Consider the following 16049-nt stretch of genomic DNA (forward strand, 5'->3'; position numbering starts at 1 on the left):
TGACCGACAACGCCCTGGCCTACATCCGGTCCGCGGACTTCGCCAAGGCCATCGCGGATCTCGGCGCCAAACACCGGCGCACCAAACCGCGCAGCCCCTGGCAGAACGGCAAGGCCGAACGGTTCAATCGCACCCTCCAGGAAGGCTGGGCCTACAAGAACGCCTACGACTCCAGCGACCACCGCACACAGGCCCTAACCGGCTGGCTAGACTTCTACAACCACCGCCGCAACCACAGCGCCCTCGGAGGACGACCACCCATCAGCAGATGTAACCAACCTGCTGGCTGAGTACAGCTAGCCCGCGGCCACCTTCAGCGCGGCGGTGAACGAGGCCAGCCGGCTAACTTCCAGTGCCACAGGTTCCACCACCAGATCCTCCGCGACGGCGGAAACGGCCGCTTCCAGCCGCTTCCTGGCCGCCGCGCCCCGTGCTGCCGCCGCGGCGCCGGCAATGAACTTTGCCGCGAGTGCCAGCACCACCCCCAGCAGCACCCCCGCGGCGATCAGGAGAGTCGGAACCGGCCAGCCCTCGACTCTCGGGACCTCAGGCACCGGCAGCTGCAAGTAGCCCAGTGCCGCCATCAGTCCCAACCAGCCAAACCCGGCCAGTGCCGCCACGAGGGCCAGCCACTGGATGGCGTTGAACACGCCCCACCACCAGGATTTTCTTCCCGCGGCCAAGTCCGTCGAAGCGATGGCCCGGTCCACGGCGTCGGGCATGTTGTCCCGGCCCTCACGGGCGGCGCTGCGGATGGCGGCACGCCACGGACCCGGGGCGCCGTCGGACGCGGCATCGGCGAATTCCCGGACGGCGGCATCGGTCCGGGCCCGCTCGGGCGCCCCCGCGGGCGGCAGCGACGTCCGGTTCACCTCCGGTTTGGCACCCTCGCGGCGCAGGTTCAGCCGCCGCAGCGGATCCGGCCGGAACCTGGCCAGCCACCGCGTCACGGGCCAGCCCGTGCGCCGGGTCGCCTCCAGCTTGTAGGACCGCACCACGGCGTCCGCCACAAGCGGCACGTTGGCGGCTACAGCCAGCTCGCCGGCCAGCCGGGCCTTGGACGCGGCCGTCGGACCGGCAGCTGTCCCGCCGCCGGGAGCCGCCCCGGATTCGTCGGCGAGCCGGGCGGCGGCCCGGGTGACGTCGGCCGCGAGCCGCTGCGAGATCGCCCGGCGCTGCATGGCCGCCTGGCGGATGGCGGCCCGGACCTTGTCAACCCCCGTTCCCAACAGGGCGGAGGCGGCAAGCACCTGGACCTGCGCCAGGCCGTCCCGGGCCAGGATGCCTCGCAGCGACTCCAGGACGGGCCGGACCTCATGCTCCGGGAGTCTGTCCACCTGGTTCAGGACCACCAGGGTTACGGCTCCGTGGGAGGACAGCGGCGCCAGGAAGTCGTGGTGCACGGCGGCGTCGGCGTATTTCTGCGGATCGAGGACCCAGACGAGGACGTCCACCAGCCCCACCATCCGCTGCACAACCTCCCGGTTGGCCGCCCGCGTCGAGTCAAAGTCGGGCAGGTCCAGAAGGATCAGCCCGGTGCCGTCGTCGGCGAAGCCCGACACCGGCGCGGCGGTGTGCCGTTGCCGGACGCCCAGCCAGTCCAGCAGGGCCGCGCTGCCCTCGACGCCCCAGATCCCGGCGAGCGGCTCGGTGGTAGTCGGCCGGCGCACCGCCGCCGTCGCGATCTCGGCGCCGCTCACCGCGTTAAAGAGGGAGGACTTTCCGCTGCCGGTCGCACCGAAGAACCCCACCACCGTGTGTTCCGCGGACAGCGACCGCCGCGAACTCGCCCGGTCGAGCACCTGCAGCACCTCAGCCAGGGCTTCCTCCGGGAGGACCCCGGCGGCGAGTTCGCGGGCGTCGTTGAGGGCCTCAAGCCTGCGGTCCAGCCGGGACGTTTCGCGTAGGGCGCCGTGCCGGCTCATGCGGCGGCCGCCAGCCGGCGTAGTGCCGCCGCGTGCCCGGCCAGGGCCGCCTGCTGCGCGCCGCCGTCGACGTCGAGCCTGGCCAGGAAGCGCTGGCTCTCTGCCGTCAGCAGCCGCCGGCAGCGTGTTTGCAGGTCGTCGCGCGCGGTCCGGGCGAGCCGGCGGACGGCATCTTCCCCGAAGACGGCCTCCAGGAGCCGCTGGCCCACGACGGCGGTGCCGCCGGCCACCCCGATCTCGAGACCGGTCAGGCCCGCGGTCATGGAAAACACCACGATCATGAGGGCAGCACCGAGGCCGTTGATCCCGAACGACAGCCACCGGGCGTGGGTCCGCTTCCCCTGGCCTTCGGTGCGGATGAGCTCCATCAGGCTCCCCTGCCAGGCACGGATCTCGGCCGCGACAGTGTCCGCGAATCCCGGAGAGGTCCCGGAGAGGTCGTCGGTTCCGAGCAACTGCCTGCCGGCGGGGTCCGAACGCCAGCGCCGGTCCGCGTGCTCCGCCGCATTGGCGGCTTCATCGACGATCACCGCCTGCAGCCCGGTTTCGATGGCCGTCTCCACCCTGACCGCGGGCGCCGGCTCGCCCCGGAAGAATGCGCCGATCCGGTCCCGGAACCGCCCGATGTTTTGTTCCATGGCGCGGAAGAACTCGCCCGTCCCGACGAAGTCCTGCCACCGGGCCAGCACCTCGCCGCGGAGCAGGGCGCCGTCCCGGGTGGCCTCGAGGATTCTGGCCACGGCGTCGTCGTAGGCGCTGGCGGCGTCGGCGGAGAGCTGGTCTGCGGCGTGCTGCTGCCCGGATGCGGCCTGCTGCGCCGCCTCGACCCGATGGCTGAGCGCCAGGACGGCCCCGCTGAGGGTCCGCCGGGCGATGTCCGCCCGGCCGGCGGCGTCCGCCGCCAGTTCGCCGAGCCACACCCGCAGGGGCTCGGCGGCGGCACCCGGGAGCATCCCTGCGCCGTCGAGGTCCAGTTCCGGCACCACGAAGAGCCGTGCCGCAGCCAGGCCTTCCCGGCTGAGCATGTCCCGAAGATCCGCACTGACCTCCGCCTCCGCTGCCGGCGGCACCCGGTCCAGGACCACGGCCACCATGATGTCGCGCGCGGCGGCGTCCAGCAGCAGGCGCCACGGCACGGCGTCGGCATACCGGTTGGCGGTGGTGACAAACACCCAGAGGTCCGCCGCGGCGAGCAACTGGCCTGCGAGCTGTCGGTTGTCCGCGGAGATCGAATCGACGTCGGGCGCGTCCAGGAGGGCGATCCCGGCGGGCACCGCCGGGTCGGCAACAAGCACAAGCGACGTCACGGGCCCGGCACCGGGATCGGCCGGGGTTGAGCCGGCCACCAGGCCTCCCCGGATCCGCCCCAGGGCGGGCAGGATCCGGTGGCCTTCAAACCAGCCGGCGTCCCCGGGATGGTGCAGCAGGACGGGCTGCCGGGTTGTGGGGCGGATCGCGCCGGCGCGCGTGACCGCATGGCCCACCAGGGCGTTGACCAGCGTGGACTTCCCCGCTCCCGTGGACCCGCCGACCACGGCCAGCAGTGGGGCGTCCAGGCTGCGGAACCGGGGCAGGATGTAGTCGTCGAGCTGGTTCACCGCGTTCCGCAGGTCCAGCCGGGTGCGCTCCGCGCCGGGCAGTGACAGCGGCAACCGGAGCGCGGCGAGGTCCTGCCGTACCGCTTCAAGGAGCGCGACGGCGGCCACGGCATCCGTGGCGGCGTCCGCGGTCCCGGGCGTTTCATTGGAGCTCACAGCATCATCATGCCAGTTCAGGCAAAGCAAAACGGCCCCGGGCTAATGCCCGGGACCGTTTCAGTGGTGACCCCAGCGGGATTCGAACCCGCGTTACCGCCGTGAGAGGGCGGCGTACTAGGCCGCTATACGATGGGGCCGCGTACTTTATGAACAGCATTTCTGCCGTTCAAGCCAAATGATTGTTTCATACATTTGACCTCAGTTCCAAATCGGCCAGCCGATTCAAAACTTCCGAAAATTTGCGGAATTCCTCAAATTTTCAGAGCTGGGATACCAGGACTCGAACCTAGAATGACGGTACCAGAAACCGTAGTGTTGCCAATTACACCATATCCCAATGGCACTTTCGGACCGGATGTTTGGGCTAAACCCTCGCTCCCGGCGCCTCAGCACGAGTAATTACTTTACCCGAGACTTTTCGCTTGCACAAATCGGCGCAGGACCGGCGCGGCGGGGGCCCCGAATGGGCGCCGGGCGGCGCGGATGGACCGGAAAAACGCGGAGCAACCCTTGCCATTCCGGCGCAAACAAGTTTACGCTCGGTAAGTTACCAACGAGTAACCACCCCCTCCCCCACGCCGTTGAGGGCAGCTTTGCGACTATTTTCCAGTGTTAGCTGCATCACAGCCGGGGTGGCCGGCAGCAGAGCCGCTGCCGGCGGGACCGTCGAGAGGAATCTTCTGTGCCACAGAGCCGTGCCGCCGCCATCAGAACCCGCCCCCGCGCCCAACAAGTCGCCATAGCCATCCTTGCTTTGCTGCTCATTGCCCTCCTGGGGTTTTATACCCTCGTCACGGGCAGGATTACGGACGGCTCGGCCAGGCTCCGGGACGGTGCCGGGCAGGCCGCGGCGGGCGCCGATCAGTTGAAGGACGGCGCCGGTAAACTCGCCGACGGTGCCGGCCTGGCTGACACCGGCGCCGGCAAACTGTCCGCGGGGGCGGACAAGATCTACTCCGGCATCAGTAACAAGCTGGCGCCCGGAGCAGACAAGCTCCAGGCCGGTGCCGGGGAAATCGCCCAGGGCGCCGTCAAGATCGAAACCGACGTCACCAACAAACTCGCCCCCGGCGTTTACAAGGTCGACGACGGCGCGCAGAAGCTCGCGGCGGGAGCCGTACAGCTGTCCGCCGCGCTGAGCCCGACGCCGGCGGGCAACGCCGAGAACAACCTGGCGGACGGCGCCACCCAGCTTGACGCGGGCGCGGCCCGGCTGGCCGCAGGCACCGGCGCGCTGGCCGGCGGCACGGACCAGCTCAAGGGCTACCGCGGTGCCAACGGCGATCCGGAGGCGGGGACGGGGACCGCGGCCCTGGCTCAGGCCTTGGAAATGCTGCAAGCTGCGGCGAATGATCCGGTCCAGGGGCTCGTGCCGTTGTCCGTCGTCAAGGACAAGATCGCCAAGATCACCGCCGGCGCGCACAAACTCGACGCCGGAGCGACCCAATTGCAGGCCGGCGCGCAGCGGCTGGAGGACGGAGTCGGCCAGCTGCATGCAGGAACCGGCAAACTCACCGCCGGCTTCGCCACGCTCGCCGGCAAGCTCAACAGCCAGGATCCCGCGAACCCGGGAGTCGTGCTGGGCACCCGGCTCCTGGCCGACGGCACCGCGAAGATCCGGGTCGGGATGGACGGCGTTCCCGGTGACCCCGAGCACCCGGGACTGCTCAAGGCCGCCGCCAGGATGACCTCGGGGACCTCGCGGCTCGCTGACGGAACAGTGGCCCTGAACGCCGGCATCAAGGGGACGCCGGGCGACCCGGCCAACCCCGGCCTGCTCGGCGGCTCGCAGGCCCTGGCCTCCGGGGCATCCGAACTCGCGGACGGCAACACCAGGCTCGCGTCCGGCTCATCCCGGCTGGCCACGGGAGCGGACAAGCTCGCCGACGGCAATGCCCGGATCGCCGACGGGACCGGCACGCTGTACTCCGGCGCCGCTGCGGTATCCCCCACGAGCATGCTCCGGGAGTCCGACGTCGCCACGGCGCTGGGGCTGGTGGGGGTGCTAGGCCTGGGCTCGCTGGGCACGTTCCTGGCGCTGCGCAAACGGAGGGTGCAGGCGCAGACGTCCTAGTTTGCGCTGGTCACTTTCCTCGGCCGGTCACCATGTTGGGCTGGTCACCTTGGCTGCACCGGCAGAGATCCTCGAAGTGGTCGGAAAACCGGGCCGGGAACCCTTGACCGTGACCGTGAGGGTGCGGCCCTTGTCGGCGGAAACGGGTTTGTAGGTCCTGCCGGTGGCGCCGCTGATGGCCCTGTGCGAGCGGTACCACTGGTAGGACAGCCTGACCGTCCCAGGTCCCCAGGACCCGGGCACCGCGGTGAGCGTGGCCCCGACTTTCGCGGTACCCCGGATCGACGGCGCCGCGGAACTGAGCGTTCCCCAGGTCACCTTGCCTGCACCGGGCGAGATCCTGGAGACGGAGGCATACCCGGACTTGGAGCCGGTGACCTTCACCGTCAGGGTTCGCCCGACGTCGGCCGCGGAGGGCCTGTATGTGGCCCCGGTCGCCCCGACGATCGCCACGTGCGAGCGGTACCACTGGTAGGACAGCCTGACGGTTCCGGGAGTCCAATTGACGTGGGCCACCGTCAGGGTGGAGCCGACCTTCGCGGTACCCCGGATGGCCGGCACGGGCGCACTCAGCGGGATCGAGGTAACGCGCGCGGCTCTCCAATAGGCCGAAAGGTAGGAGCTGCCCAAGTACTGGACCCCGGACCTGGAAAAGTGCGTTGTGTCGCCGCGATTGACGCCTCCGGCCTTGGAGGGCGCGAACGCGGTGAAGAGAACCCGGGCCGGAGTTTCCTGTTGGCTCCTGTCCACGTTGTTCCGGCCCGGAACAATTGCTATCCCCTCCGGCGACATGCGGCCGAGCACGAACGGCAGAGTTGGGGCCGCCAGCTTGCTCCGGAAGAACGCAATGAGTTGGTCCAGCTTCGCGGCATAGGTCGCCGCGGACATTTGCGAGTTGTTCTCGCCCTGGTGCCACAGGACGCCCTTGAGCACCACGGTGTATCCGGCCGCCTTCGCCGCCGCGATTCCCTCAAGCGTCTGTGTGACGGCAAGGTTGGGCAAGTCCACTTTCGGGGCGGAAGCCGCGCCAACGGTCCAAGTGAGGGCCCCATGGGCACCGGTGAATCCGGTCTGGCCGTGCGCTGCGGGGATGACGAGAACGCCAACATTGGCCGGCTGCGTCTTCAGGTACTCGCGGGCCATGGTCGTCGCCGGCGAGATCCCGGTGGCGGAGTCATGCATGTCCAGGGGAACCGTCGCCGGCCGGAAGCTCCGGACTTTAGCGCCGTACTGGAAAATCCTCGGGTCCTCTGCGTCGTTGGCGCCGCCGACCGGCAGCCCGCGTCCCGACATGTTCGACTGCCCTGCGGCCAGGAACACGTGCAGGATCTTCACGGACGTCCGTGCCTGTGCGGGTGCTATGCCCGCCAGCATCAGTCCAAGAACCGCCAGGCCAATTACCAGCCCCCGATAGAATCTGGCCGTGGCTCGGTACACGGATCCCCCAATCCGTCAGCAGGCGTTGCAGCCCGAATCCCCCATAGTGCTTTATCAAACGAGATACTACAGGAACTTTAGTAAATCGGGCGCAAGTCCTCGGGGGAACTGCGGGAAGCGCCTATAGAGGGGATCCTCACGCCAGTTAAGCCAGGAATTTCAGCAGGTCTTGGAGGGAGCTGATCTCCCGGCCGGCGAAGCCGGGGGCCGGCTCCCCGCTGCGGTTCAGCCAGACACCCAGGAGGCCGGCCGACGTCGAGCCTTCCGCGTCGAGCAGCCGGTTGTCCCCGACATAGAGAGTCTCTCCGGGCCCGGTGCCGATCCGGCGGACCCCCTCGAGGTAGATGGCGGGGTCCGGCTTCGCGACGCCGACGGTGTCGGTGCCCACGAGCACCGCGATCCGTTCCAGGCCTGCCGCGTCCAGCTTCACGCGCTGGTAGTCGTGGACGTTATTGCTCACGGCTCCGTAGGGGATGCCGGCGGCGTCCAGGGCATCCAGCACCGGCCCGACGTCGTCGAACGCCCGGATGTAGCCGTGCTGGCGACTGGCATAGGAGCTGACCCAGTGGTGGGCCTGCTCGTCGTCGTCCAGTTCGACGCCGAAGTACCCCAGCGCCGCCCGGCCGCGGAGGAGCCGCTGCTCATTGAACGTCAGCTCCCCGGCCAGGTAGCGGTCGTAGAAGTGCGTGGTCTCGTGGGTGAAGATCCGTCCGAACCGCTCCCACCCGGCCTCGTCGAGGCCGGGCAGGAGATGCTCACTGACGTCCCGGAGGGCAGCGGTCATGGAGAACTCGAGGTCCACCAGGGTGTCGTCGATGTCGAACAGGACACCCCGGACGGAGCCCGCCCCTGTGCCCGGGCCAGCCGCCAGCATGTCAGCCGCGGAAAGCGCGCAGGCGGGCAAGGGACGAGTCCTTGCCCAGGATGACCATGGATTCGAACAGCGGCGGGGAGATCCGGCGGCCCGAGACGGCGGTGCGGACCGGGCCGAAGGCCAGCCGCGGCTTGACGCCGAGTCCCTCCACGAGGGCTTCCTTCAGAGCGGCCTGGATGTTCTCGGCCGTCCAGTCAGCAACCGGCTCCAGCGCGGACAGCGCCGCGTCGAGGACCTCGGTGAGGTTCTCGGGCAGGCCCTTGCGGGCGTCGTCGGCGACGTCGATCGCGTCGTCGTCCTTGAACAGGAACGCGATCATCTCCGGCGCCTCGCCCAGCAGCGAAATGCGCTCCTGGATCAGCGGCGCGGCCTCGGTCAGGATCTCGTCTTCGCGGGCGGTGAGGCTCTCCCCCACGAGACCGGCGGCCTGCAGGTAGGGCACCAGGCGGCCGCGGAAGTCCTCCGGCTCCAGCATGCGGATGTGGGTGCCGTTGATCGCTTCGGCCTTCTTGATGTCGAAGCGGGCAGGGTTGGCCAGGACGTCGTTGACGTCGAAGTTCTCGATCAGCTGCTCCACCGTGAAGATGTCCTCGTCGGCGGAGAGGCTCCAGCCGAGCAGGGACAGGTAGTTCAGCAGGCCCTCGGGGATGAAGCCGCGGTCCCGGAGCAGGAACAGGTTGGACTGCGGATCGCGCTTGGAGAGCTTCTTGTTACCCTCGCCCATGACGTACGGCAGGTGCCCGAAAACCGGCATGTAGCTCGCGACGCCGATGTCCATCAGGGCCCGGATCAGCACTACCTGGCGCGGTGTGGAGGAGAGCAGGTCCTCGCCGCGGAGCACGTGCGTGATCCCCATGAGGGCGTCGTCCACCGGGTTCACCAGGGTGTACAGCGGGGAGCCGTCGGCACGGACAATGACGTAGTCCGGGATGCTGCCGGCCTTGAAGGTGATCTCGCCGCGGACCATGTCCGTGAAGGTGACGTCTTCATCGGGCATGCGGACGCGCAGCACCGGCTGGCGGCCCTCGGCCTTGAACGCGGCGAGCTGCTCGTCGGAGAGGTCGCGGTCAAAGTTGTCGTAGCCCAGCTTGGGGTCGCGGCCGGCGGCGCGGTGGCGGGCCTCGACTTCCTCCGGCGAGGAATAGCACTCGTAGGCGTAGCCGGCGTCGACCAGCTTGGCCACGACATCCTTGTAGAGATCCAGGCGCTGGGACTGGCGGTAGGGCTCGTGCGGGCCGCCGACTTCCACGCCCTCTTCCCAGCTGATGCCGAGCCATTTGAGCGCCTCGAGCAGCTGCTGGTAGCTCTCCTCCGAGTCGCGTGCCGCGTCGGTGTCCTCGATCCGGAACACGAACGTGCCCTTGGTGTGCCGGGCGTGGGCCCAGTTGAAGAGGGCCGTGCGGATCAGGCCGACGTGCGGGGTGCCCGTGGGTGACGGGCAGAACCGGACACGGACCGGGGTCTCGGCGGTGACTTCACCGGTGGAGGCAGCAAGCGGGGCGGAACTGGAGACGGCGTCGGACGCGGAGGGAGTAGTCATAGTGGTACCAACATTACCAATCTCCACCGGCGCCGCCTGCCCGCAGCTAGCGGCGCACCACCGGGTTGGAGAGTCGTCCGATGCCCTCGATCTCGACCTCGAAGCGGTCGCCGGCCTGGACCGCGCCGACGCCGGCAGGGGTGCCGGTCATGATGACGTCACCCGGCAGCAGGGTGAAGGCCTGCGAGACGATCGAAACGAGTTCCCGGACGCCGCGGATCATCTGGCTGGTGCTGCCGTCCTGGCGCACTTCCCCGTTGAGCCGGCCCTGGATCCGCAGGTCCTCGGTGTCGAGTTCGGTCTCGATCCATGGCCCGAGCGGGGCCGAGGTGTCAAAGCCCTTGGCCCGGGCCCACTGCAGGTCCGTCTTCTGCACGTCGCGGGCGGTGAGGTCATTGCCGCACGTGTAGCCGAAGATGACGTCATCCACCCGGTCCTCGGGCACGTCCTTGCAGATCCGGCCGATGACCACGCACAGCTCGGCCTCGAAGGACACGTCCTCGGAGAATTCCGGCAGGACGATGGGATCGTTGGGCCCCACCACGGAGGTGTTCGGCTTCAGGAACAGCAGGGGCTGCTGCGGGACCTCGTTGCCGAGCTCCCGTGCGTGCTCCGCGAAGTTACGGCCGACGCCCACCACCTTGCTGCGCGGAATGATCGGGGCCAGGAGCCGGACATCTTCCAGCTTGTGCTTCACGGGGGTCCGTTCCACGCCGTGGAAGAAGGGGTCGCCCTTGATGACAGTGACTTCCTCACTGCCGGGCTCACCTTCCACGACGCCGTAGAGGGGATCAGAATCAACGACAAACCGGGCGATACGCATGGTCCCTAGCCTACCGTCCCGGCAGCCTGCCCAAGGTCAGCGGCCCTGGCCGCGGAGGTAGTCGAGCTGTGCGGCGACCGAGAGCTCCGCGGCGCGGCGGACGGCGGGATCGACGTCGGCGTACACGGCGTCCGTAACGGCACCAACATCGGTCTGAGAGCTGGCGCCGGCGCCTGCGCCGATGGCGCGAAGAGCGGCCCGGACCTGCTCGAGCCGGCCCAGCCGGTGGTCCCGGTAGGCGCGCACCACCTCATCCAGGGCCGGCAGGACGGGCCCGTGGGCCGGCAGCACCGTGGCCGGGCCGAGCCGTTCCAGCCGGTCGAGTGACCCGAGATAGTCCGCGAGGGTGCCGTCCGGGTAGTCCAGCACTGTGGTCCCGGTTCCGAGCACCGTGTCGCCGGTCAGCACCGAGCCGTGCGGGCCGTCCTGCGGCAGATGGAAGCACACCGAATCCGAGGTGTGGCCCGGCGTCGCCATGACCCGGATTTCCACCCCGGCGGCCTGGAGTGTTTCGCCGTCCTGCAGCGGCGGCGCGCCGTGGCAGTGGGCGGGATCCGCGGCCCGCACCGGCGCCCCCGTCAGCTCCGCGAACCTCGCGGCGGCCGCGGTGTGGTCCGCGTGCCGGTGCGTGATCAGGATAAGCCCGATCCGCCCCTCCCCCGCCAGGGCGTGCAGGTGCCGCTCGTCGAGAGGACCGGGGTCGACGGCGACGGCGCCCGCCGCTCCCGGCGCGCCGATGAGATAGGAGTTGGTTCCCGCCAGGCTCATGGGGCCCGGATTCGGGGCGAGCCGGAACCGGGTCAGTTCGCTGCTGCGGACAATGCCGCGGGATGTCTCGGAAGTCACGGTCCCATCCTTGCACTTGTTCCGCCGGTACCGGTCCGGCTGAGCCTATCCGCCGGAACCTAGACGAGCAGCAGGATTGTGATGATGAGCGGCAGGACGGCCTCCGCGATGGCCAGTCCCCAGAGCCGCCGTTCGGTGAGGAACATGGCGAGGCCAAGGACCATATGGCCGATGCAGACAAACAGCAGGACCGCTTCGCCGGCTGAGGCATTGGCGCCCCCGAGCATGAGGGCTCCGACGATGGCGCCGACGCCCCAGATCACGTTGTAGAAGCCTTGGTTCAGGGTGCCCAGCCGCACGGTCTCGGTGTTGTCCGGGTCGGCGACGGACAGCCGCTGCAGGCGCTGGTCCCGGAGGAACAAGGTCTCCACGATGCCGACACTGATCAAAAGGACGCCGAAAACCGCGCCCAGAACTTGGATCAGCCCCGTCATCTGCACATTGTGCACCGGCCACTGCGGTGCCGAACAGTGCCGGACAGACACGTTACGCCGTGCGTTAGCGCATTTTTGCCGAATTTTTCACCGCAAGTGCAGACGTCGACGGCGGCCCCCTCCGAAAAGTGGGGGCCGCCGTCGTGCGTCACGTTGCGTCGCTTACAGGCTAGGCGAGGCGGGTGAGCCAGCCGTGGGTGTCCTCCACGGTACCGGTCTGGATGCCGAGCAGCTGGGCGCGGATGGCCATGGTGGTCTCGCCCGCCGTGGCGTCCTCGGAGCCGATGAACTCGGAGGCGTCCTTGAGCACGCCGATGGGGGTGATGACGGCGGCGGTGCCGCAGGCGAAGACCTCGGCAATTTCACCGGAGGCAACTCCGTCGCGCCACTCATCCAGGGTGATCTTGCGCTCGGTGACCTCGCGGCCCATGTCCTTGGCCACCTGGATCACGGAGGAGCGCGTCACGCCCTCGAGGATGGTGCCGCTGAGGGCGGGGGTGACGAGCGAGCCGTCCTTCATCACGAAGAAGACGTTCATGCCGCCGAGTTCCTCGACCGCGTTGTCGTTGAACTGGTCCAGGAAGAGGACCTGCTTGCAGCCGTGTGCCTCGGCTTCCTGCTGGGCGATCAGCGAGGCCGCGTAGTTGCCGCCGCACTTGGCGGCGCCGGTGCCGCCGCGCCCGGCTCGGGCGTATTCGCGGGAAATCCAGATCGAAACGGGCTTGAGCTCGCCGCCGAAGTAGTTGCCGGCCGGGGACGCGATGACGCGGAAGGAGACCTCGCGTGCCGCCCGCACGCCCAGGAAGGCCTCGGTGGCGATCATGAAGGGGCGCAGGTACAGGGCCTCGCCATCACCGGAGGGCACCCATTCCTTGTCCGCGGCCACGAGTTCGCGGATGGCACCCAGGAAGTATTCTTCCGGCAGTTCCGGCAGGGCCAGGCGCCGGGCCGACTTGTTCAGCCGGGCGGCGTTGGCCTCGGGGCGGAAGGTCCAGATCGAGCCGTCGGCGTGGCGGTAGGCCTTCAGGCCCTCGAAAATTTCCTGGCCGTAGTGCAGCACCGCGGCGGAGGGGTCCAGGGCGATCGGACCGTAGGGCTCAACCCGGGCATCATGCCAGCCGCCGTTGCCCTCGGCATCGACGCTGTAGTCGACAACTGCGGTGTGGTCGGTGAAATAGTCGCCGAATCCCGGGTTTGCCAGGATGGCTGCACGCTCTTCAGCAGACTTCGGGGTCTCCGAGAGGTGCTGGGTGAATTCGACGCCGTGGGCAGTCTGAGTCATGGTTCCTCCACGATCGGCTGCCTGGCGTGGGAACGTGGTTCACCCTCGGACCACGGCAGCATATTGGTGATTCGAAACAAGCTTACGCCCGTTGGCGGCGGCGGATTGGCGGTTTTGCCGTACCGGGACGGCTGCCGGTGCTACAGCGCCGCCGCGATGGCGTCGCCCACCTCGCTGGTGGTGCGGACCGCGCCGTCGCGGGCTTCGACGTCGGCCGTAACGGCAGCCTCGATCTTCCGGGCGGCGCCGCCGAAGCCGAGGTGGTCCAGCAGGAGCGCGGCGGAGAGGATCGCGGCGGTGGGGTCGGCTTTCTGCTGGCCGGCGATGTCCGGGGCGGACCCGTGGACGGGCTCGAACATGGACGGCGCGGTGCGTTCCATGTTGATGTTGCCGGACGCGGCCAGGCCGATCCCGCCGGTCACTGCGGCTGCGAGGTCGGTGATGATGTCGCCGAACAGGTTGTCGGTGACGATCACGTCAAACCGGGACGGGTCGGTGACCATGAAGATCGTGGCCGCGTCGACGTGGAGGTAGTCATGGGTGACCTCGGGGAATTCCTGGGCGACGGCCTCCACGGTGCGCTTCCAGAGCTGGCCGGCGAAGACCAGGACGTTGTGCTTGTGCACGAGGGTGAGCTTCTTGCGGGGACGGTCGTTGGCCCGCCGGAACGCATCGCGCACCACGCGTTCCACGCCGTGGGCGGTGTTCAGGGAGACCTCGGTGGCGACCTCGTGCGGGGTGCCGGCACGCAGCGTGCCGCCGTTGCCGACGTACGGGCCTTCGGTGCCTTCACGGACCACGATGAAATCGATCTCGCCGGGATTGGCCAGCGGGCTGCCGACGGTGCCATAGAGGCGGGAGGGCCGCAGGTTGACGAAGTGGTCCAGGCTGAAGCGCAGCTTCAGGAGGAGCTCGCGCTCGATGATGCCGGAGGGAATCCGGGTGTCGCCGGGGGCGGCCCCGACTGCCCCGAACAGGATGGCGTCGCGCTTCTTCAGGTCGGCGAGGGTTGCCTCGGGCAGGGTCTCCCCCGTCTCGAGCCAGTGCTCGGCCCCCAGCTTGTAGTGGGTCTGCTGGAGCACGATCCCCTCGGCGGCCGCGGCCTTCTCGAGGACCTTCAGGGCCTCGGCGGTAACTTCCGGGCCGATGCCGTCGCCCGGGATGACTGCCAGATCAATCGTGGATGCGCTCATATTGCCAGCGTAGCCAAGGGATCCACATTCTGGTCAAGTCGTCTCACTATTCAAACACCAGCGTCCCTCCCTCACGTCCTGCAGGCAATACCATCACCCTCCCTCACGTCCTGCAGGCAAAAGCAGAACGCTCCCGCACCCCGGCGCGGGGGGTGCGGGAGCGTCGGGCGGACCGCCGCAGGATCTGCGGGAGCGTCGGGCGGACCGCCGCAGGATCTGCGGGAGCGTCGGGCGGACCGCCGCAGGATCTGAGGGAGCGTCGGGCGGACCGCCGCAGGATCTGAGGGAGCGTCGGTTTGGGCTCAGGCCTCGGCGGGCTCCTCGTACTTGGGGAACACCGGGGCCGGGGCCGGGAGGCTCGTGCCGGCGGCAATCGGCGTGCCGATCGCGGTGAACTGGCGGGCGTCGCCCTCGGGCTGGCCGAGCGTGTCCAGGAGCGCCGCCGTCGACGTCGGCATGACCGGCTGGGCCAGGATCGCCACGATCCGCAGCACTTCCAGGGTCACGTACAGCACCGTGTGCATGCGCTCGACGTCGGTCTTCCGCAGCACCCAGGGGGCCTGCTCGGCGAAGTAGGCGTTGGTGTCGCCCAGGACGGTCCAGATGGCCTCCAGCGCCCGGCTGAATTCCTGCTTCTCGAACGCGGCCCGCACGGTCTCCAGCAGCGCGTCGGCCTGGCCGAGGAGTGCGGTGTCCGCGGCGGTGAACTCACCCGGCGCCGGGACGCGGCCCTCGCAGTTCTTCGCCACCATGGACAGCGACCGCTGTGCCAGGTTGCCGAAGTTGTTGGCCAGGTCCGAGTTCGCCCGCCCCACGATGGCCTCGTGGTTGTAGTTGCCGTCCGCGCCGAACGGGACCTCGCGCAGGAAGAAGTACCGCACCTGGTCCAGGCCGTATTGGGCGACGAAGTCGGCCGGCGCCACCACGTTGCCCAGGGACTTGGACATCTTGACCCCGTTGTTGTGCAGGAAGCCGTGGATCATGATCCGCTTGGGCAGTTCGAGCCCGGCGCTCATGAGGAACGCCGGCCAGTAGATGGCGTGGAACCGGGAAATGTCTTTGCCGATCACGTGGACATCGGCCGGCCAGTACTTCTTGAAGGACTCCGCCTCCAGGTCGGGGTAGCCGACGCCGGTGAGGTAGTTGGTGAGCGCGTCGACCCAGACATACATGACGTGGCCGTCGCTGCCCGGCACCGGGACGCCCCAGTCGAACGTGGTGCGGCTGATGGACAGGTCCTCCAGGCCGCGCTTGACGAAGCTGATGACCTCGTTGAACCGGGACTGGGGTGCCCCGAACTCCGGGTGCGCCTCGTAGAGGGCCAGCAGCCTGTCCTGGTAGGCCGAGAGCCGGAAGAAGTAGCTCTCCTCGGCCGTCCATGTGACTTCGGTGTCCGTCTCGCGCGAGTAGCGCAGGCCGTCGTCCTTGACCACGGTGTCGTCTTCGCCGTAGTAGGCCTCATCGCGGACGGAGTACCAGCCCTCGTACTTGGACAGGTAGATGTCCCCGTTCGCTTCCATCTTTTTCCAGATGGCCTGCGAGGCGGCGTAGTGGTCGGCGTCCGTGGTGCGGATGAAGCGGTCATAGGAGATCCCCAGGGCCGCGTGCGCGGCCTTGTAGATCTCCGCGTTCCGGTCCACCAGTTCCTTAGGCGTGATGCCTTCCTTCTCGGCGGCCTGGGCGATCTTCATGCCGTGCTCGTCCGTTCCGGTGAGGAAGAAGACGTCGTACCCGTCCAGGCGCTTGAACCGTGCCATCGCGTCGGTAGCGATGTACTCGTAGGCGTGGCCGATGTGCGGCACGCCGTTGGGGTACGTGATGGCGGTGGTGATGTAGAACGGGGTTTTGTCAGTTGAAGTCACGG

The 16049-nt window shown here is 68.7% G+C and carries 13 protein-coding genes and 2 tRNA genes; 2 read left to right on the forward strand and 13 right to left on the reverse strand.

Features of this window, described 5'->3' with window-relative positions; all coding sequences use genetic code 11:
- A partial coding sequence (locus CFN17_RS17965; protein WP_208749055.1) for an integrase core domain-containing protein occupies nucleotides 1-290 on the forward strand: 290 nt, incomplete at its 5' end.
- Nucleotides 291-296: 6 nt separating this feature from the next.
- On the opposite strand, the gene CFN17_RS17970 is transcribed toward CFN17_RS17965, so the two are convergent.
- The 4 genes from CFN17_RS17970 to CFN17_RS17985 all read right to left on the reverse strand — a co-directional run bounded on the left by CFN17_RS17970 (nucleotide 297) and on the right by CFN17_RS17985 (nucleotide 4019).
- Nucleotides 297-1925, reverse strand: coding sequence for a GTPase (locus CFN17_RS17970; RefSeq protein WP_208749056.1), 1629 nt, complete (start codon nucleotides 1923-1925; stop codon nucleotides 297-299).
- A complete protein-coding gene (locus CFN17_RS17975; protein ID WP_208749057.1) occupies nucleotides 1922-3679 on the reverse strand; it encodes a dynamin family protein in 1758 nt (585 codons plus the stop codon). The genes CFN17_RS17970 and CFN17_RS17975 overlap by 4 nt, the downstream gene beginning before the upstream one ends.
- A gap of 64 nt (nucleotides 3680-3743) precedes the next feature.
- Nucleotides 3744-3819 (reverse strand) — tRNA-Glu (locus CFN17_RS17980).
- A 128-nt stretch (nucleotides 3820-3947) separates the two neighbouring features.
- Nucleotides 3948-4019: transfer RNA gene (locus CFN17_RS17985), tRNA-Gln, on the reverse strand.
- Nucleotides 4020-4364: 345 nt separating this feature from the next.
- Between CFN17_RS17985 and CFN17_RS17990 the strand changes: the two genes are divergently transcribed.
- On the forward strand, nucleotides 4365-5756 hold the full coding sequence (locus tag CFN17_RS17990) for a hypothetical protein (protein ID WP_208749058.1): 1392 nt from the start codon (nucleotides 4365-4367) through the stop codon (nucleotides 5754-5756).
- Nucleotides 5757-5783: 27 nt separating this feature from the next.
- Here CFN17_RS17990 and CFN17_RS17995 read toward each other — a convergent pair whose 3' ends face one another.
- From CFN17_RS17995 to metG, 9 genes are all read right to left on the reverse strand, one after another.
- A complete protein-coding gene (locus tag CFN17_RS17995) occupies nucleotides 5784-7091 on the reverse strand; it encodes a sialate O-acetylesterase (protein ID WP_208749059.1) in 1308 nt (435 codons plus the stop codon).
- A gap of 247 nt (nucleotides 7092-7338) precedes the next feature.
- Nucleotides 7339-8067: an HAD family hydrolase gene (locus tag CFN17_RS18000; RefSeq protein ID WP_208749060.1), complete on the reverse strand. Its 729-nt coding sequence runs from the start codon at nucleotides 8065-8067 to the stop codon at nucleotides 7339-7341.
- A gap of 1 nt (nucleotide 8068) precedes the next feature.
- The gene (gene gltX / locus CFN17_RS18005) at nucleotides 8069-9607 is read right to left on the reverse strand and encodes a glutamate--tRNA ligase (protein ID WP_208749061.1); all 1539 of its coding nucleotides are present in this window, start codon (nucleotides 9605-9607) and stop codon (nucleotides 8069-8071) included.
- Nucleotides 9608-9653: 46 nt separating this feature from the next.
- Nucleotides 9654-10430 (reverse strand): fumarylacetoacetate hydrolase family protein, encoded by a 777-nt coding sequence (locus tag CFN17_RS18010; protein WP_208749062.1) that lies wholly within the window; start codon nucleotides 10428-10430, stop codon nucleotides 9654-9656.
- 36 nt (nucleotides 10431-10466) lie between these two features.
- On the reverse strand, nucleotides 10467-11276 hold the full coding sequence (locus CFN17_RS18015) for an MBL fold metallo-hydrolase (RefSeq protein ID WP_208749063.1): 810 nt from the start codon (nucleotides 11274-11276) through the stop codon (nucleotides 10467-10469).
- A gap of 59 nt (nucleotides 11277-11335) precedes the next feature.
- Nucleotides 11336-11710, reverse strand: coding sequence for a DUF1304 family protein (locus CFN17_RS18020; protein WP_208749064.1), 375 nt, complete (start codon nucleotides 11708-11710; stop codon nucleotides 11336-11338).
- 169 nt (nucleotides 11711-11879) lie between these two features.
- Entirely contained in the window at nucleotides 11880-12992 is a 1113-nt protein-coding gene (locus CFN17_RS18025; RefSeq protein WP_208749065.1) for a branched-chain amino acid aminotransferase, read from the reverse strand.
- Nucleotides 12993-13132: 140 nt separating this feature from the next.
- A complete protein-coding gene (locus CFN17_RS18030; RefSeq protein WP_208749066.1) occupies nucleotides 13133-14185 on the reverse strand; it encodes a 3-isopropylmalate dehydrogenase in 1053 nt (350 codons plus the stop codon).
- A gap of 302 nt (nucleotides 14186-14487) precedes the next feature.
- Nucleotides 14488-16047, reverse strand: a complete 1560-nt coding sequence (metG, locus tag CFN17_RS18035; RefSeq protein ID WP_208749067.1) for a methionine--tRNA ligase — start codon at nucleotides 16045-16047, stop codon at nucleotides 14488-14490.
- Nucleotides 16048-16049: the final 2 nt, after the last annotated feature.

It is taken from the genome of Arthrobacter sp. PM3 (assembly GCF_003352915.1).
In the GTDB taxonomy this organism is placed as follows: domain Bacteria; phylum Actinomycetota; class Actinomycetes; order Actinomycetales; family Micrococcaceae; genus Arthrobacter.

Bases quoted from the DNA above. Each gene is read 5' to 3' on its own strand.
- CFN17_RS18030 (WP_208749066.1), bottom strand. From the start codon at position 14,185: ATGAGCGCATCCACGATTGATCTGGCAGTCATCCCGGGCGACGGCATC.
- gltX (WP_208749061.1), bottom strand. From the start codon at position 9,607: ATGACTACTCCCTCCGCGTCCGACGCCGTCTCCAGTTCCGCCCCGCTT.
- CFN17_RS18025 (WP_208749065.1), bottom strand. From the start codon at position 12,992: ATGACTCAGACTGCCCACGGCGTCGAATTCACCCAGCACCTCTCGGAG.
- CFN17_RS18000 (WP_208749060.1), bottom strand. From the start codon at position 8,067: ATGCTGGCGGCTGGCCCGGGCACAGGGGCGGGCTCCGTCCGGGGTGTC.
- CFN17_RS18010 (WP_208749062.1), bottom strand. From the start codon at position 10,430: ATGCGTATCGCCCGGTTTGTCGTTGATTCTGATCCCCTCTACGGCGTC.
- CFN17_RS18020 (WP_208749064.1), bottom strand. From the start codon at position 11,710: ATGACGGGGCTGATCCAAGTTCTGGGCGCGGTTTTCGGCGTCCTTTTG.
- CFN17_RS17970 (WP_208749056.1), bottom strand. From the start codon at position 1,925: ATGAGCCGGCACGGCGCCCTACGCGAAACGTCCCGGCTGGACCGCAGG.